17 protein-coding genes are annotated in these 16,633 nt (G+C 65.1%); 5 read left to right on the top strand and 12 right to left on the bottom strand.

Annotation, left to right across the window (positions count from 1 at the left end):
- Positions 1 to 148 precede the first annotated feature (148 nt).
- Genes kynA through kynB form a run of 3 tightly spaced genes read right to left on the bottom strand, consistent with a single transcriptional unit; the run spans position 149 to position 3,027 of the window.
- Positions 149 to 1,075 carry a tryptophan 2,3-dioxygenase gene (gene kynA, locus HDG34_RS05340; RefSeq protein ID WP_184051495.1) on the bottom strand — a complete coding sequence of 309 codons (927 nt, stop codon included), beginning with the start codon at positions 1,073 to 1,075 and terminating at the stop codon, positions 149 to 151.
- Positions 1,076 to 1,085: 10 nt separating this feature from the next.
- Positions 1,086 to 2,336 (bottom strand): kynureninase, encoded by a 1,251-nt coding sequence (gene kynU, locus HDG34_RS05335; protein WP_184058258.1) that lies wholly within the window; start codon positions 2,334 to 2,336, stop codon positions 1,086 to 1,088.
- Positions 2,323 to 3,027: an arylformamidase gene (kynB, locus tag HDG34_RS05330; protein WP_184058256.1), complete on the bottom strand. Its 705-nt coding sequence runs from the start codon at positions 3,025 to 3,027 to the stop codon at positions 2,323 to 2,325. Before kynB ends, kynU begins: the two co-directional genes overlap by 14 nt.
- Positions 3,028 to 3,157: 130 nt before the next feature.
- Here kynB and HDG34_RS05325 point away from each other — a divergent pair, with 130 nt between their 5' ends.
- A complete protein-coding gene (locus HDG34_RS05325; RefSeq protein WP_090801655.1) occupies positions 3,158 to 3,679 on the top strand; it encodes an Lrp/AsnC family transcriptional regulator in 522 nt (173 codons plus the stop codon).
- Between the two features lie 73 nt (positions 3,680 to 3,752).
- Here HDG34_RS05325 and HDG34_RS05320 read toward each other — a convergent pair whose 3' ends face one another.
- Complete coding sequence (locus HDG34_RS05320) at positions 3,753 to 4,262, bottom strand: flavin reductase family protein (RefSeq protein WP_090801653.1); 510 nt, start codon at positions 4,260 to 4,262, stop codon at positions 3,753 to 3,755.
- Between the two features lie 51 nt (positions 4,263 to 4,313).
- Positions 4,314 to 4,574: a hypothetical protein gene (locus HDG34_RS05315; RefSeq protein WP_184058255.1), complete on the bottom strand. Its 261-nt coding sequence runs from the start codon at positions 4,572 to 4,574 to the stop codon at positions 4,314 to 4,316.
- A gap of 199 nt (positions 4,575 to 4,773) precedes the next feature.
- Here HDG34_RS05315 and msrA point away from each other — a divergent pair, with 199 nt between their 5' ends.
- Positions 4,774 to 5,313: a peptide-methionine (S)-S-oxide reductase MsrA gene (gene msrA / locus HDG34_RS05310; RefSeq protein WP_184058253.1), complete on the top strand. Its 540-nt coding sequence runs from the start codon at positions 4,774 to 4,776 to the stop codon at positions 5,311 to 5,313.
- A gap of 63 nt (positions 5,314 to 5,376) precedes the next feature.
- Here msrA and HDG34_RS05305 read toward each other — a convergent pair whose 3' ends face one another.
- The 3 genes from HDG34_RS05305 to pdxH form a co-directional block, all read right to left on the bottom strand.
- Complete coding sequence (locus HDG34_RS05305; protein WP_184058251.1) at positions 5,377 to 6,714, bottom strand: DUF72 domain-containing protein; 1,338 nt, start codon at positions 6,712 to 6,714, stop codon at positions 5,377 to 5,379.
- Between the two features lie 107 nt (positions 6,715 to 6,821).
- The gene (locus HDG34_RS05300) at positions 6,822 to 8,036 is read right to left on the bottom strand and encodes a cyclopropane-fatty-acyl-phospholipid synthase family protein (protein ID WP_184058249.1); all 1,215 of its coding nucleotides are present in this window, start codon (positions 8,034 to 8,036) and stop codon (positions 6,822 to 6,824) included.
- Between the two features lie 149 nt (positions 8,037 to 8,185).
- Positions 8,186 to 8,827: a pyridoxamine 5'-phosphate oxidase gene (gene pdxH, locus HDG34_RS05295; protein ID WP_090801646.1), complete on the bottom strand. Its 642-nt coding sequence runs from the start codon at positions 8,825 to 8,827 to the stop codon at positions 8,186 to 8,188.
- Positions 8,828 to 9,093: 266 nt separating this feature from the next.
- Here pdxH and tcdA point away from each other — a divergent pair, with 266 nt between their 5' ends.
- Entirely contained in the window at positions 9,094 to 9,951 is an 858-nt protein-coding gene (gene tcdA / locus HDG34_RS05290) for a tRNA cyclic N6-threonylcarbamoyladenosine(37) synthase TcdA (RefSeq protein WP_184058247.1), read from the top strand.
- 68 nt (positions 9,952 to 10,019) lie between these two features.
- Here tcdA and trxA read toward each other — a convergent pair whose 3' ends face one another.
- Together trxA and HDG34_RS05280 are read right to left on the bottom strand one after the other, a co-directional pair.
- On the bottom strand, positions 10,020 to 10,868 hold the full coding sequence (trxA, locus tag HDG34_RS05285) for a thioredoxin (protein ID WP_090801643.1): 849 nt from the start codon (positions 10,866 to 10,868) through the stop codon (positions 10,020 to 10,022).
- 88 nt (positions 10,869 to 10,956) lie between these two features.
- On the bottom strand, positions 10,957 to 11,832 hold the full coding sequence (locus tag HDG34_RS05280) for a pirin family protein (protein WP_184058245.1): 876 nt from the start codon (positions 11,830 to 11,832) through the stop codon (positions 10,957 to 10,959).
- A 166-nt stretch (positions 11,833 to 11,998) separates the two neighbouring features.
- Here HDG34_RS05280 and HDG34_RS05275 point away from each other — a divergent pair, with 166 nt between their 5' ends.
- Positions 11,999 to 12,880 carry an EamA family transporter gene (locus HDG34_RS05275; RefSeq protein WP_184058243.1) on the top strand — a complete coding sequence of 294 codons (882 nt, stop codon included), beginning with the start codon at positions 11,999 to 12,001 and terminating at the stop codon, positions 12,878 to 12,880.
- Between the two features lie 82 nt (positions 12,881 to 12,962).
- Here HDG34_RS05275 and HDG34_RS05270 read toward each other — a convergent pair whose 3' ends face one another.
- Both HDG34_RS05270 and tsaE read right to left on the bottom strand, forming a co-directional pair.
- Positions 12,963 to 14,570, bottom strand: a complete 1,608-nt coding sequence (locus HDG34_RS05270) for an N-acetylmuramoyl-L-alanine amidase (RefSeq protein WP_184058241.1) — start codon at positions 14,568 to 14,570, stop codon at positions 12,963 to 12,965.
- Complete coding sequence (gene tsaE / locus HDG34_RS05265; protein WP_184058239.1) at positions 14,552 to 15,148, bottom strand: tRNA (adenosine(37)-N6)-threonylcarbamoyltransferase complex ATPase subunit type 1 TsaE; 597 nt, start codon at positions 15,146 to 15,148, stop codon at positions 14,552 to 14,554. Before tsaE ends, HDG34_RS05270 begins: the two co-directional genes overlap by 19 nt.
- Positions 15,149 to 15,165: 17 nt before the next feature.
- Here tsaE and queG point away from each other — a divergent pair, with 17 nt between their 5' ends.
- Complete coding sequence (gene queG, locus HDG34_RS05260; RefSeq protein ID WP_409259244.1) at positions 15,166 to 16,476, top strand: tRNA epoxyqueuosine(34) reductase QueG; 1,311 nt, start codon at positions 15,166 to 15,168, stop codon at positions 16,474 to 16,476.
- Positions 16,477 to 16,633 lie beyond the last annotated feature (157 nt).

The raw sequence follows: 16,633 nt of genomic DNA, 5'->3' as shown, positions 1-16,633 counted from the left end.
CTGATGTTTTTATGGGGTTCCGATGCTGCCATGCTGACCATCTCTCAAGATTCGGATAACTCCGAACTTGCGTAATAGTGTTGGCTTGCTCTTTGTTCCCCGCCAGGATGCCAGGTTTGCCCGGGAAGTGCCTTACGCGCGCTAACCGCTACAGCATCGTCCGCACGTGCCACAGCTCGGGAAACAGCACCACGTCGAGCATCTTGCGCAGATACTGCGCGCCGCTCGTGCCGCCGGTGCCCTGCTTGAAGCCGATGATGCGCTCGACCGTCGTCACGTGGCGGAAGCGCCACTGGCGGAACGCATCCTCCAGATCGACGAGTTCCTCGGCCATCTCGTACAGATCCCAATGCTCGGACGGATTGCGATACACCTCGAGCCACGCCGCTTCGACCGATGCATCATGTTCGGTCGGCTTCGTCCAGTCGCGTTCGAGCCGCGCGGGCGAAATCCTGAAGCCGCGGCGCGCGAGCAGCCTCACCACTTCGTCGTAGAACGACGGCGCTTCGAGTGATGCCTTCACTTGCGCGTACACGTCGGCGCGATGCGCGTGCGGCTTCAGCATCTGCTCGTTCTTGTTGCCGAGCAGGAATTCGATCTGCCGGTACTGATACGACTGAAAGCCCGACGAACTGCCGAGGTACGGCCGCATCGCCGTGTATTCGGACGGCGTCATCGTCGCGAGCACGCTCCACGCCTGCACCAGCTGCTCCATGATTCGCGACACGCGCGCAAGCATCTTGAACGCGGGCGGCAGGTCGTCGCGATGCACGGCCGCGAGCGCCGCGCGCAGTTCGTACAGCGCGAGCTTCATCCATAGCTCGCTCGTCTGATGCTGGATGATGAACAGCATCTCGTTGTGATCCGGCGACAACGGATGCTGCGCGTCCAGCACCGTGCCGAGCGACAGATAATCGCCGTAGCTCATCGACTCCGAGAAGTCGAGCTGCGCGTCGTGCCAGCCGCTGTCGGCCGCGCTCGCGGACGGCGCCGACGCCGTCCGTCCGTGCCCGAACGGGCAGCCTTGTGCCGCCGGTTCTTCTGGCAAGCCCGGCGTGTGCATGTGATCGGTCATTCTGTCGTCCTCAGGTAACGGCGCCGCGCTGGGCGAATTCAGGAGCCCGCCAGGTCTCGCGGGTGAGCACGTCGCGCAAGATTTCGACGGCGTCCCATACGTCGACGAAGCGCGTGTACAGCGGCGTGAAGCCGAAGCGCAGCACGTGCGGCTCGCGATAGTCGCCGATCACGCCGTGCGAGATCAGCGCCTGCATCACCTCGTAGCCGTGCGGATGTTCGAAGCTAGCGTGCGAGCCGCGCTGCGCATGCTCACGCGGCGTCACGAGCTTCAGTGGAAATTCGCTGCAACGTGTCTCGACGAGTTCGATGAACAGATCGGTCAGCGCGAGCGACTTCTGGCGGACCGCCTGCATAGACGTTTGCAGGAACACGTCGAGCCCGCATTCGACGAGCGCCATCGACACCATCGGCTGCGTGCCGCACAGGTAGCGGCCCACGCCGTTGTCGGGCTGATACGTCGGGTTCATCTCGAACGGCGCGCGATGCCCCCACCAGCCCGACAGCGGTTGCGCAAACTCGTTCTGGTGACGTCTGGGCACCCACACGAACGCGGGCGAACCGGGACCGCCGTTCAGGTACTTGTACGTGCAGCCGACCGCGTAGTCGGCACCGACGTCGTTCAGATCGACCGGCACCGCGCCCGCCGAATGCGCGAGATCCCACAGCGCGAGCGCGCCCCTGTCGTGAATCAGCTTCGTCAGCGCGGCCATGTCGTGCATGTAGCCGGTGCGGTAGTTCACGTGCGTGATCATCGCGATCGCGGTGTCCTCGCCGATCGCGTCGGGCAGTTCGGACGGATCGTCGACGAGGCGCAGCTCGTAGCCGCGATCGAGCTGCTCGATCAGGCCCTGCGCGATATACAGATCGCTCGGGAAGTTCGAGCGCTCGGACACGATCACGCGACGTTTCGGATCGCGCGCATTGGCGAGCCGCACGGCGGCCGACAGCAGTTTGAACAGGTTGATCGAGATCGTGTCGGTAATCACGACTTCGTCTTCGGCCGCACCGATCAGCGGCGCGAGCTTGTTGCCGAGTCGGCGCGGCAGCGCAAACCAGCCGGCATTGTTCCAACTGCGGATCAGTCCTTCGCCCCATTCGGCGGCGATCACGGTCTGCGCGCGCTGCGCGGCGGCGGCCGGCGGCACGCCGAGCGAGTTGCCGTCGAGATAGATGGTCGTCGGCGACAGCGCGAACTGTTCGCGCAGCGCTGCGAGCGGGTCGGCGCTGTCGAGCGCCACGGCTTCATCACGATGGTTCATGGTGGTTCGATGGGTTGGGTTGTCGGGTAGATCGCTCGCCGGGGAGCGTGCCTGAGCGCGAGCCGGGCAGTGCACGCAGCACCGCGCGCACCGGGCTCGCGTCGAGCGTGGTCAGCTTCAGCGGCAGCGCGATCAGCTCGTAGTCGCCGGGTTCGACCGCGTCGAGCACGATGCCCTCGAGAATCGCCATCCGGTGCGCGCGAATGCGGTGATGCGCATCCATCGTCTTCGATTCCTGCGGATCGAGCGACGGCGTATCGATGCCGAGCAGCGTCACGCCGCGCGCGGCGAGCAGGTCGACGGTCTCGGGCGCGACCGCGCAGAACGCACTATCCCACTCGCGCGTCGGCGCTTTTCTGTAAGTGCGCAGTAAGACTCGCGGCGGCAAATCGTCGAGCGAGCCGGCCAGATGTTGTGGCGTCACAACAGGCAACGCGCCGATACAGTCAATCACTCTGCATAAACCGAGATATGCGTCGAGCGGCACGTTGCCGATCGCGGCGCCGTCGGCGTCGTAGTGCAGCGGCGCGTCGGTATGCGCGCCGGTGTGCGGCGAGATCGTCAGACGCGCGACATTGACCGGCGAGCCAGCCTCCATGCGCCAGACGCGCTCGATGCCGACCGGCGTGTCGCCCGGCCAGACGGGCGTGGCGGTATCGACGGCGGGGGTGATGTCCCAGAGTGCTCGCATGAGGGTGTCGACGGTTGGTGACGATCTCTAAATGATAGAGGTCAAGCTGTGAAATGTGATTGCGAAAAAATCTCCTTACCAGCCGTGTCTTGGAACATAATTTGAGTCAAACAGGAAAGGGAGACCGAATATGAACGCGATCTCGCTCGACGCCACCGATTGCCGTATCTTGACGGTGCTTCAGCAGGAAGGACGGATCAGCAATCTCGACTTGGCGGAGCGCATCTCGCTCTCGCCATCGGCCTGTCTGCGACGCCTGCGTCTGCTGGAAGAGCAGGGCGTCATCGAACACTACCGAGCGTGCCTGAACCGCGAAGTTTTGGGGTTCGAGCTGGAAGCGTTCGTGCAGGTATCGATGCGCAACGACCAGCAGAACTGGCACGAGAGTTTTGCCGAAGCGTTGCGCGACTGGCCCGAAGTGGTCGGCGCTTTCGTCGTGACCGGCGAAACCCACTATCTGCTGCGCGTGCTCGCGCACAACCTCAAGCACTATTCGGACTTCGTGCTCAATCGCCTGTACAAGGCGCCGGGGGTGATGGACATCCGCTCGAACATCGTGCTCGAAACGCTGAAGGAAGATTCGGGCGTGCCGGTGTCGCTCGTGAAGAAGAACAGCGGGCACGGAGCCACGCATAGCGACCGTTCAGGATGATGAGGGCGGGGCGCGCCGTTTTCGACGCGTCCGACCGACAGGCGCTACAGACGCCAGGGAAGCGCCGAGCCGCTCAAAGCGGCTTCAGGCCGTGGAACTGCGCGCTCTGGAACACGAGCGGCAGCATGTCCGCGGCATTTTCATGCACACCGCAGCGCTCCACTTCGCCGACGAAAATCACGTGGTCGCCTTCCTCATAGCGGCTGCGGTTATGGCATTCGAACCACGCGAGTGCGCCGTCGAGCACCGGCATGCCGCTGTCGCCCGCCGCGTGCGACACGCCCTCGAAGCGGTCGCCCTTCACGGTCGCGAAGCGCTTGCACAGATCGAGCTGCGTCGAGGCCAACACATTGATCACGTAGTGACTGTTGGCGCGGAACACCGGCATCGACGCGGAGCGCGTCGCGAGACTCCACAGCACGAGCGGCGGAGAGAGCGACACCGAGTTGAACGAACTGGCCGTGATGCCGATCAGTTGGCCGGACGCGGCGCGCGTCGTAATCACGGTGACGCCGGTCGCGAACTGGCTGAGCGCCTGTTTGAACGCGGACGGGTCGAAGTTGGGTGGGCTCGCGCGCTTCATCGGGGCGAGGCCCCCGTCGCGCGCCGTGTGAAAGAACGACTGCAGCGCGAATCAAGGCGCGAATTGAAGCGCGAATTGAAGCGTATACCCGCGCGGCGGGAAGCGGATGTTTCGAAAGTCATGGTGAAAATCGTTGATTTCCGCCAATTTTAACTGCAATCGCCGCGCGCGCCGCAGCACAATGCGTGCGGCGCGTGGCAGCCGGGCGGTTGCATCGACGATCTCCTCGAAAGGCTGCACCCGAAAATTTGCCGATCGTGCTGGATCGAGGCGCGGGCGCGGCGCTTGCGGGTGTGAGGCACGGTTATTCACACGTCGCGTGCCGGCGTTTCTATACTCGATATCTGCACGGCCGGATTTGCGGTCATTGCGCGACGGGTGCCTGACTCGTGCCTGACTGCGCCTTTCAGAACGCGTGTTCGGCCATATATTCGGGTGCGGTGGCAGATACGGCGGCGCTACGCAGGCCGGCTGCCGATCATTGTGTGAATCTGATCCTGGGGTGAAGCTTATGAACGAGACAGCAACGCTCGGCGGTGGGTGTTTCTGGTGCCTCGAAGCGGTGTATCTGGGCGTCGAGGGCGTCAATGCGGTGGAGTCGGGTTATGCGGGCGGTCACGCGCGCCATCCGAGCTACGAGCAGGTCTGCGACGGCGACACCGGTCACGCGGAAGTGGTCAAGGTCGACTTCGATCCGGCCAAGATCAGCTATCGCGAGATTCTCGACATCTTGTTCGCGATCCACGATCCGACCCAGCTGAACCGGCAGGGCAACGACGTCGGCACGCAATACCGCTCGGTGATCTTCACGCATTCCGACGCGCAGCACGAAACCGCGCTGCAGGCGATTCGCGAGATCGGCGAACAGCGCATCTACGACGGCAAGCTCGTGACCGAGGTGCTGCCGCTCGGCGACAACTACTGGCCCGCCGAGGCCTACCACCAGAACTATTTCGCGCAGCATCCGAATCAGGGCTACTGCTCGTTCGTGGTAGCGCCGAAAGTCGCGAAATTCCGCCAGAAGTTCGCGCATCGGATCAAGGCGGGTTAACGGCGCAGCGTGGGGATTGGAGTCGGCAACGGGCGGATGCGGGAGACCGCCCGCTGCTGTTCGTCACTGCGGTTCCTGTGCTCGCGATGGCACCTCGTCGCCGTTATCGCCGCGTCCCTGCGTGACACGCACGCAGGCTTCGACGATTTCTTCGGCCAGTTTCACGCAGCTGAGCGGCGCCGATCCCTCCGCCTTGTTGTTGACCGCGATCACGACCGGCTGACCAGCGAGCGCGTAACGCGCGGCCAGTTCGGCGAGCGATTCGCGCGTCGCCGGATCTTCGTCGACGAGCCGGTTGAACGGCTCGTACTTCGCCTTCGCCTGTTCGTACTTGAAACCGCCGTGCAGGCTCCAGCGCACGATCAGCGGACCGGCCGGCTCGCCATCGAGCAGCGCGAGCGCCGCGGCCTGGCGCAGCGGATCGGGCATCCGCGCATGAACGCCGACGCAGTAGCGCACGCCAGCCGTCTTCAGCATGCGGATGAAGCGCGGCGTGAGCAGGCTCGCGTCGCGAATCTCGACCGCGTAGCAACTGCCGTCGGGCAGCCCGGGCAGCGCGTCGAAAAACTCCCCCAGTCGTTCGATGAATACCGCCGGCTGCGCGAGCATCTGATCCGGCAGCGGCGAGAACTGGAACACCAGCGCGCCGGCCTTTGCGCCGAGGCCTTCGAGGCAGGGCGTGACGAAATCGTCGATCGCCATCTGTGCGTTCAGGAAGCACGGGTTCAGCGACACCGGCTCGCCGCGCTCGGCGCGCACGGTGGCGTCGGTGATCGTCATCGGCGCCTTGACGATGAAGCGGAAGTGCTCGGGCACCTGCTGCGCGTAGCGCAGGTATTCGGTGACCGTCAACGCCTGGTAGAACGAGCGGTCGATGCTGACCGTCTTCAGCAGCGGATGTGCGCCGTACGCACTCAAGCCCTCGCGCGACAGTTTGCTGTTGCTGTAGTCGTCGCCGTAGACGATGCCTGTCCAACCCGGGAACGACCATGTCGACGTGCCGAGGTGGATCTGCGGCGGCAATTGCGCCGCGAGCGCGAGCAGCTCAGGCGAGGGCGGTGCAGCGAGCACGGCGCGGCTGCGGCGCTTTTTCGGGGCGTCGGCGGAGACCGGGGCGCAGTCTGGTTCAGGAGCGGGGCTGTCGGGCGGGGTGTCGGCTTCGAACAGCGACGCGGGGGCGTTGGATATTGCGGTCTTCGGCGTGCGCTTGTGCTCTGGCTGCGCGGCAGCGCTTGCGGCCGAATCGGCTTCACGTGCGGACATGGCCGGCGCTTCAGCCGCGGCCTCCACCGGCATCCCGAACAGATCGAACTGCTGCGCGGCCTGATGCGCCGCATCGTCCGCGCTGCCGTCCTTGCCGTTTAACGGCTCTTCAACGTCACTCGTCCTGCTCTGGTCCATCAATGTTCGGCCTGCTGTTCATCAGAATTGCGCCGCGGCGGGCGCTCCATGCACGCCGCCGCGGCGCGACCGGTCACAAACCAGGTCACAGCCGGGTCACAGCCGGGTCACAGCGGTTTTTCGTACATGTAGCGGCGCGACCACGGCAGGGTTTTCGCGCTGCGGCCGGCTTTGCGGCACACCACCTGGAAAATCGACACGTCGTCGTTTTCGAACGCATACGCGCAGCCGGCCAGATACACGCGCCAGATGCGGAATTTTTCGTCGTCGACGAGCTTGCGCGCCTGGTCTGCGTGGGCTTCGAAATTTTCCGCCCAGATGTCGAGCGTGTGCGCATAGTGACGGCGCAGGCTTTCGACGTCAACCGGTTCGAGCCCGCCGCGCTGCATCGATTCGAGCGCGAGGCTGATGTGCGGCAGTTCGCCGTCCGGGAACACGAAGCGGTCGATGAACTCACCGCCGCCGAGCGCGGTTTCGCCGCTATCGGCGTCGCTCGACGTGATGCCGTGGTTCATCGCGATGCCGTCGTCGGCGAGCAGATCGTGCATCTTCTGGAAATAGCCGGGCAGGTTCTTGCGGCCGACGTGCTCGAACATGCCGACGCTCGTGATGCGGTCGAACTGCCCCTTGATGTCGCGATAGTCCTGCAGGCGGATATCGATCTGGTTTTCGAGGCCCGCCGCTTTCACGCGCGCGGTGGCGAGATCGAACTGGTTCTGCGACAGCGTGACGCCGACGCACTTCGCGCCGAACTTTTGCGCGGCGCGCAGCACGAGCGCGCCCCAGCCGCAGCCGATGTCGAGCAGACGCTGCCCGGGCTGCAGCTGGATTTTGGTCAGAATGTGATCGATTTTCTTCAGCTGCGCGGTCGCGAGGTCTTCGCTGCCGGTCTCGAAGTACGCGCACGAGTAGACCATGTTCTCGTCGAGCCACAACCTGTAGAACTCGTTCGACACGTCGTAGTGATACTGGATCGCTTTCTTATCCGACGTCTTCGAGTGATTGAAGTAGCGCCGCACGCGCGCGAGCTTGCCGGCGCTCGTCACGGTGCTGCGCGCGAGCTGATAGCCGATATTGATGATGTCCGACAGCTTGCCCTCGATGTCGATCTTGCCTTTGACATAGGCTTCGCCAAGATTGTCGAGGCTCGGTTCGAGCAGATAGGGCAGCGCGGTTGCGCTCTTCACGTGTAGCGTGACCCGGGGCGCGGCGAACTGCCCGAAGTCGTGTTGCTGACCGTCCCACAGCACGAGGCGTGCGGGCAGGTTAGCTGTGGTTTTGACATCTTCAACCCACTGCGCCAGCTTTTTCTCCCAGAACATGTGATCTCTCCGTGTTCGTTGATTTAAAGCAAAGCTATGTGGATCGCGACATGGCGCGGCGCATTCCGCGGGCCGCGCAACGCAATCCCGCCGACGCGCGCCGCTACGTTGGCGCCGCCGCCGGCCTCATTCGTCCGGTCGTCGACCGGTCAGGGCGACAGGCGTGCGATCAGCCAGTTGGCGCTTTCTTCCGCGCGCGTGTAAAGCAGACGATCGTGCAGCCGAGACGGCCGCCCCTGCCAGAATTCGATCGCGTCGGGCACCAGACGGTAGCCACCCCAGTGCGGCGGACGCGGAGGATTTTCGCCGTATTGCAGGCTGATTTCGCGTTCGCGTACTTCGAGCTGCGAACGGCTTTCAATCACCTGACTCTGATTCGATGCCCATGCGCCGATCCGCGAGCCGAGCGGACGGGACGCGAAATACGCGTCACTGTCTGCCTCGCTCGTTTTGACGACGCGGCCCTCGATGCGCACCTGGCGTTCGAGTTCGATCCAGTGAAACAGCAGGCTCGCGTAGGGGTTCACGTTCAGTTCGCGGCCCTTGCGGCTTTCATAGTTGGTGAAGAATACGAAACCGCGCTCGTCGACGCCCTTGATGAGCACGATGCGTGCCGAAGGCCGGCCGCGCGCGTCGACCGTGGCCAGCGTCATTGCATTCGGCTCGGGCAGCTTGGCGTCGATGGCCTGCTGGAACCACGTGTCGAATTGACGGAACGGATCGTGGTTGACGTCGGCAACGTCCAGTGAACCCAGCGAGTAGTTTTTTCGAAGCTCGGCGAGTGAGATCATGTTCTTATGCGAACGCTACAGTGTGGGCCAAGTATAGCTAAGGCGTCAGGTTTTTGCGCGCGAACGGAGCAACGTATGGCACGGCGCATGTTGCGCCGGCGCAAGTCTGCAACATTGCGTCGCTGCTCGTGGTCCTGCGCGGCTGTTTTCACGTGTTCAGGCAAAATACGGGCTGCGCGCCCCATTTGCCAAAGCAATTTGCCCAGGCGAATTGCCAAAGCGCCGCCGCCTGCTTTGTTCCGCCTGTGTTTTCGAGCCCTGCCATCATGTCCAGCACCGCCGCGCAATCCGATCTTACTACCAGCCTCGACGCGAACGAAACCGCCGACCGCGCGCGCCGTTTCGGCGGCATCGCCCGTCTGTATGGCGCGCCCGCGCTCGCCGCATTCGAGGGTGCGCACGTCGCGGTGATCGGCATCGGCGGGGTGGGGTCGTGGGTCGCGGAGGCGTTTGCGCGCAGCGCGCTCGGCACGCTGACGCTGATCGATCTCGACAACGTCGCGGAAAGCAACACGAACCGGCAGATTCACGCGCTCGACGGCAACTACGGAAAACCGAAGGTCGAAGCGATGGCCGAACGCATCGCGGCAATCAATCCGTACTGCGAGGTGCGGCTGATCGAGGACTTCGTCGAGCCGGACAATTTCGCGGCCACGCTCGGCGGCGGCTTCGACTATGTGATCGACGCGATCGACAGCGTGCGCACGAAGACCGCGCTGATCGCATGGTGCGTCGAGCGCAACCAGCCGCTGATCACGGTCGGCGGCGCGGGCGGTCAGCTCGACCCGACGCGGATCCGCATCGACGATCTCGCGCTGACGATCCAGGACCCGCTGCTGTCGAAGGTGCGCGGGCAGTTGCGCAAGCAGCATGGCTTTCCGCGCGGGCCGAAGGCGAAGTTCAAGGTGAACGCCGTGTATTCCGACGAGCCGCTGATCTATCCGGAAGCGGCCGTCTGCGATATCGATGAAGAAGCCGAACACGTGAGCACGTCGCCGGGACATACGGGGCCGGTCGGCTTGAACTGCGCGGGGTTTGGCTCCAGCGTGTGCGTGACCGCGAGCTTTGGTTTTGCGGCCGCGGCGTACGTGTTGCGGGAGCTGGCGAAGAAGGCGACGGTTTAGGTGGCAGCCCGGGCGGCGGTTTCAACCGCGCTGACCCAGGCTGCCATCGGGCAAAACATCACAATCGATCAATACAACGACGCGCTCAGCCTGCGCCGCCACTGCGACACCAGCTCCGGCTGATGTGCGGCCAGATCGAACACCGACAACATCGTCTTGCGGCCGATATCGTCGCGGAACGCGCGGTCGCGTTGCACGATCGCGAGCAGATGTTCGAGCGCCTGCGCGTATTTGCGTCGCGCGATAAACGCATTCGCAAGATCGAAGCGTGCTTCGAGATCGTCGGGGTGGCCGGCGACGCGCGCTTCGAGCGCATCGGTGGGCGGCAGGTCCGCGGCGGCGTCCACCGCGTCGAGCCGAGTCTTGATCGCGTTGAAACGCGCGTCGATGCCTTGCGTGGTTTTCGGCGACAGCAGATCGACTTCGTTGCGGGCCTCATCGATGCGGTTGTCTTCGAGCAGTAACTCGATGCGGTCCATGCGCGCGTCGTCGAAGCCCGGGTCGTAAGCGAGCGCCGCTTGCAGCAGGTCGTAGGCGTCGTCGCGGCGGCCTTCGGCGAGCGCGGTCTGCGCTTCGATGCGCGCGGCCGGCGCCCCTTGCGGCACGAGCCGGTCGAGGAACTCGCGCAGCTGTCCTTCCGTCAGCACGCCGACGAACTGATCGACGGCCTGGCCGTCGGCGAACGCGATCACGTGCGGAATGCTGCGCACCTGGAAGTGCGCGGCCAGCTCGTGGTTCTCGTCCACGTTGACCTTCACGAGCTTCCATTTGCCGGCGGCTTCGGCTTCGAGCTTTTCGAGCATCGGGCCGAGACTCTTGCAGGGGCCGCACCACGGCGCCCAGAAATCGACCAGCACGGGGGCCAGCATCGACGCCTTGATGACGTCCTGTTCGAAAGTGGCCAGAGTGGTGTCCATTGCGTCCTCGTCGATAGAAACGGTTTGTGGCTAGCTGGGGCCGAATCGCACGAATTCAATGCCCACCCTGGCGCGTGGCCCGGCGCCGTCACTTGCGCTGCGGCAGCGGAATCCATTCGGTTTCGCCGGGCACGTGGCCCATTTCCTGATTGGTCCACGCGAGCTTCGCGGCTTCGATCTTCTCGCGCGAGCTCGCGACGAAATTCCATTCGATGAAGCGCTCGCCGTCGAGCTTCTCGCCGCCGAGCAGCATCGCGCGCGCGCCGTGCGTGCTGGCGAGCGTGACGGTTTCGTCGAGCGCGAGCACGGCCATCTGGCCCGCTTCGAGCGGCGTGCCGTCGATCTCCAGATCGCCTTCCACCAGATATACACCGCGCTCCTCGTGCTCCGGTTCGAGCGCGAACGCGCTGCCCGGCGTGAAGTCGGCGGCGACGTACAGCGTGCCCGAAAACGTCGCGACCGGCGACACCGCGCCGAACGCGGTGCCCGCGATCACGCGCAGCGTCACGCCGTTGCGCTCGACGACCGGCAAGGTCGCCGCCGCGTGATGCGCGAACGACGGTTCGGCGTCTTCATCGGCGAGCGGCAGCGCGACCCAGGTCTGGATGCCGTGAATCGTCTGGCCGCGCGCGCGGTCTTCCGGCGGCGTTCGCTCCGAATGGACGATGCCGCGCCCGGCCGTCATCCAGTTGACGTCGCCGGGGACGATCTTCTGCTCGGAGCCGAGGCTGTCGCGATGCATGATCGCGCCGTCGAACAGATAGGTGACGGTCGCGAGGCCGATATGCGGATGCGGGCGCACGTCGAGGCCGCTGCCGGGTTCGAGGGTCGCGGGGCCCATGTGGTCGAAGAAAATGAACGGGCCGACGAGGCGCGCCGCCATCGCAGGCAGGACACGCCGCACGGTCAGATTGCCGATGTCGCGTAAGTGCGGTTTGAGGACGGCTTTGATCGAGGAAGTCATGGGCAAGCTCGACGGGAAAGTGAAGGAGAAGACTCGAATGGTCGATTCTACTGCGCGTCGCGCGCTGCCGACGGCAACGGCGCACGCTCGCCACGAGCGGGCGCAACGAAGCGAATTTGCGGCCTCCGTTACACTGCCAGATCGAACCATTTCTTTGGAGACCCGGATGTCGCCCAGGGACTTGCTGCTCGCGCTGATCGTCGTGCTCGCGTGGGGCGTCAATTTCGTCGTGATCAAGGTCGGCCTGCACGGCGTGCCGCCGATGCTGCTCGGCGCGCTGCGCTTTACGCTCGCTGCGGTCCCGGCGGTGTTTTTCGTCAAGCGGCCGCAGATGCCGTGGCGGTGGCTGTTCGCCTACGGCGCGACGATCTCGTTCGGGCAATTCGCGTTCCTGTTCTCGGCGATGTACGTCGGCATGCCGGCGGGGCTTGCATCGCTGGTGCTTCAGGCGCAGGCGTTTTTCACGCTGATCTTCGCGGCGCTGTTTCTGCACGAGCGCTTCCGTTTGCCGAACGTCGCGGGTCTGCTGATCGCCGCGGCGGGGCTCGCGGTGATCGGCCTGCAAGGCGGCCACACGATGTCCGTCGCTGGTTTCCTGCTGACGCTGTGCGCCGCGTGCATGTGGGCACTCGGCAACATCGTGACGAAGAAGGTCGGCAAGGTCGATCTGGTCGGACTCGTCGTGTGGGGGAGCCTGATTCCGCCGCTGCCGTTTTTCGCGGCGTCGTTCGTGTTCGAAGGGCCCCGCGAGATCGCCGCCGCGTTGACTGGTATCAGCGCGCTGTCGATCTTCGCGATCGTCTATCTGGCGTTTATCGCGACGCTGGTCGGCTATGGCTTGTGGAGCCGTCTGCTGTCGCGCTATCCGGCGAGCCAGGTCGCGCCGTTCTCGCTGCTGGTGCCAATCGTCGGACTCGCGTCGGCGTCGTGGCTGCTCGGCGAGCAACTGTCTGCGATGCAGGTGGCGGGCGCGTTGCTCGTGATGGCGGGGCTCGCGGTCAACGTGTTCGGCGGCTGGGTCGTGCAGCGCTTGATACCGGCACGCTGAGCAACCGTTGCGCCACGGGTTGCGAGCGTGAATCACAAAACGGCCGGAGGGCCGTTTTGTGATTGGTTCGTGTGTGCCGACATCACGTCATGCGGCCCTTTGCGAGCGGCGGATTCGCCGCGAAATAGCGCTTGATGCCGGTCAGGATCGCGCTGGCCATCTTGTCGCGATACGCGTCGTCGTTCAGGCGACGCTCTTCGTCCGGATTGCTGATGAACGCGGTCTCGACGAGGATCGACGGAATGTCCGGCGCCTTCAGCACCGCGAAGCCGGCCTGCTCGACCGAGCCCTTGTGCAGCTTGTTGATGTCGCCGATCTCTTTGAGCACGAAGTTGCCGTAGCGCATCGAGTCGCGAATCTGCGCGGTGGTCGACATGTCGAACAGTGCGCGATTCACGGTGGCGTCGGCGGACTTGATGTTGATGCCGCCGATCAGATCCGACGAGTTCTCCTTGTTCGCCATCCAGCGCGCGGCCGCGCTCGACGCGCCGTGCTCCGACAGCGCGAACACCGAGGAGCCCTTCGCCTCGGGCGTCGTGAACGCGTCCGCGTGGATCGACACGAACAGGTCCGCGCCGACGCGGCGCGCTTTCTGCACGCGCACGTTCAGCGGCACGAAGAAGTCGGCGTCGCGCGTCATCATCGCGCGCATGTTGGGCTGCGCGTCGATCTTCGCGCGCAGCTTCTTCGCGATGTCGAGCGCGACGTGCTTCTCGTAGGTGCCTGCGCCGCCGATCGCGCCCGGGTCCTCGCCGCCATGACCCGGATCGATTGCGACGGTGAGCAGTCGCACGGTGTTGCTGCGGCTCGACTTCGGTGTGGTGAATGCGTAGGTGTCGCCGCTGTCGCCGAGGTTGTCGTTGTCGCTGTCGAGACCGCGTGCGGTGCTGTTGCTGTTGGCGTTGCCACCCTTGTTGCGCGCCAGTGCGGCAGGCGGCGCGGAGGGCGCGGACGGCGACGCCTGCCTGCCGGCAATGACCGGCGCGGACGGCGCCGTCGTGCCATGCGTGGGCGGATGCGGTACGCCCGCGGCGCCATTGCCGGCGCCACCGTTCTGCGCGTAGTGCTCGAAGAACGCTTCGCTGTTGTCGACCGGCGGCGCCGTGCCGGGGCCGGCAAGCGTCGCGGGCGGCGCGCTGTTTTCTTCGTTGAGCGCCTGCTGCTTGCGCTCGGTCTGCGCGAGCAGGTCCATCAACGGATCGGGCGCGACAGCCGGATACAGGTCGAACACGAGCCGGTACTTGTACGCGCCGACCGGCGGCAGCGCGAACACCTGCGGCTTCACCGAGCCCTTCAGGTCGAACACCATGCGCACCACGTGCGGCTGATACTGCCCGACCCGCACCGACGAAATCTGCGGATCGTTCGGCGTGATCTTCGAGACCAGCTCCTTCAGCGCCTGATCGAGGTCGAGGCCGTCCAGATCGACGACGAGCCGGTCCGGTCCCTGCAGCAGTTGCTGTGTGTTCTGCAGCGGCTGATCGGATTCGATCGTCACGCGCGTGTAGTCGCGCGCGGGCCACACGCGCACGCCGAGCACCGAGCTCGCAAACGCGAGACGCGGGGCGACGAGGCCGAGCACCAGCGTCGACGCACCGGCGCGCAGGATCTGCCGGCGCCGCCAGTTATGCGTTGCGCCCGCCGCCGATTCGATCGAATGGAATGGTTTGATTAACATCTTTCGAGACATGCCTTTCCTGATTCGCTATAAGCGCGTGCGACGAGTACGCGTGCGTCCGCGTTTGCGTCTGTGTTGCCGACGAGCCCGAGCGAGAAGACGAGATCCGGCACGCCGAGCAGCGCTCCCGCGCGTTGCGGCCATTCGACGAGGCAGACCGCGCCGCTGTCGAAATATTCGCGAAAGCCCGCGTCGGCCCATTCGGCCGGATCGGTGAATCTGTACAGATCGAAGTGATAGAGCGCGAGTTCCCCGGCGGGCCGCTCGAGCACATACGGTTCGACGAGCGTGTAGGTCGGACTGCGCACGCGGCCGGTGTGGCCGAGGCCGCGCAAGGTCGCGCGCACGAGCGTGGTTTTGCCGGCGCCGAGGTCGCCGACCAGTTGGACTTGCAGGCCGTGGAACGCGGGGCCGCTTACAGCGCCAGGCTGGGCTGGCTGTGCCTGATGCGAGGCCGCGCGCACGCTTTCGATCGCCTGTGCGAAGCGCGCGCCGAACGCCTGCGTGGCGGCTTCGTCCGCGAGCGCGACAGAGCGTTCGAGCAGCACGGGAGCGGACGGTAGGGGCGCGTGATCGGGATTGACAGGCATTCTCGTAAAATGGCGTGATGAACCGAAGTCCGAAGTCCCCTGTTTTCTGCACGCCCGCATCGGCCGATGATGCCATGCGAGCTTCTGGCGCAACGTCCCGTTTCGACGAGGCGGCGCTTCGTGCGCTCGCGCTCGACATCAAGACGTGGGGCCGTGAACTCGGTTTCGGGGCGATCGGCATTAGCGATACCGATCTGTCGGCCGCCGAAGCGCCGCTTGCAGCGTGGCTCGAAGCGGGTTGCCACGGCGAGATGGATTATATGGCCAAACACGGCATGAAACGCGCGCGGCCGGCCGAGCTTGTGGCCGGCACGCGACGCGTGATCACCGCGCGCATCGCCTATTTGCCTGCGCAGACGCTGGAAGCAGAGGCGGCTGAAGGGGCGCATGAAGGGGGCCATGAAAGCGCGCCTGAAAGCATGCCGCAAGACGTAACGCAACCCGCCTCACGCGCGACACCCCGCGCGCGCGACTGGCGCGCGGCCGAGCACGCGCGGCTCGCGGACCCGTCGACGGCGGTCGTGTCGATCTACGCGCGCGGCCGCGACTATCACAAGGTGATGCGTCAGCGCCTGCAACAACTGGCCGACCGGATCGAAGCGGCGATCGGGCCGTTCGGCTATCGCGTGTTCACCGATTCGGCGCCGGTGCTGGAAGTCGAGCTTGCGCAGAAGGCCGGCATCGGCTGGCGCGGCAAGCACACATTGTTGCTGCAGCGCGACGCCGGCTCGCTGTTTTTCCTCGGCGAGATCTATGTCGACGTCCCGCTGCCGACCGACGCCGAAACCTCGCCCGAGGCCGCGCCCGAAACGCCGGGCTCGCATTGCGGCAGCTGCGCGCGCTGCATCGGCGCCTGTCCGACCGGTGCGATCGTCGCGCCGTACAAGGTCGACGCGCGGCGTTGCATCTCGTATCTGACGATCGAGCTGAAGGGCAGTATTCCGCTCGACCTGCGGCCGCTGATCGGCAATCGGGTGTACGGCTGTGACGATTGCCAGCTCGTGTGTCCCTGGAACAAGTTCGCGCAGGCCGCACCGGTCGCCGATTTCGACGTGCGGCACGGGCTCGATCGCGCGTCGCTGGTCGAACTGTTCGCGTGGAGCGCCGAGGAGTTCGATACGCGCATGCAGGGCAGCGCGATTCGCCGCATCGGCTACGAGAGCTGGCTGCGCAATCTCGCGGTCGGCATGGGTAACGCGTTGCGCGCCGCGCCAGCAAGTCTCGACCTCGATGCCCGTGCCGCGATCGTGCTGGCTTTGAGGCAGCGAGCCGACGATCCGTCGGCGGTCGTGCGCGAGCATGTGGAGTGGGCGCTCGAAGCGGCGTAAAGTCGTGGCAATTCGGTGCCGGCGATCTGGCACGCTAGGGTCTGTTTACATATGGAACGCACGTGCGTTGCCGCGAGAAGGGCCGCTCGCAAGGATTGTGACGCCGCGAATACTCGACGTATTCGCAAGGAGCATGACGCAGCGAGCGGCCCTTCTC

Origin of the sequence: Paraburkholderia sp. HC6.4b, assembly GCF_014200875.1 — a bacterium.
GTDB classification, from domain to species: domain Bacteria; phylum Pseudomonadota; class Gammaproteobacteria; order Burkholderiales; family Burkholderiaceae; genus Paraburkholderia; species Paraburkholderia tuberum.
This window is presented reverse-complemented; position numbering and strand designations above follow the sequence as displayed.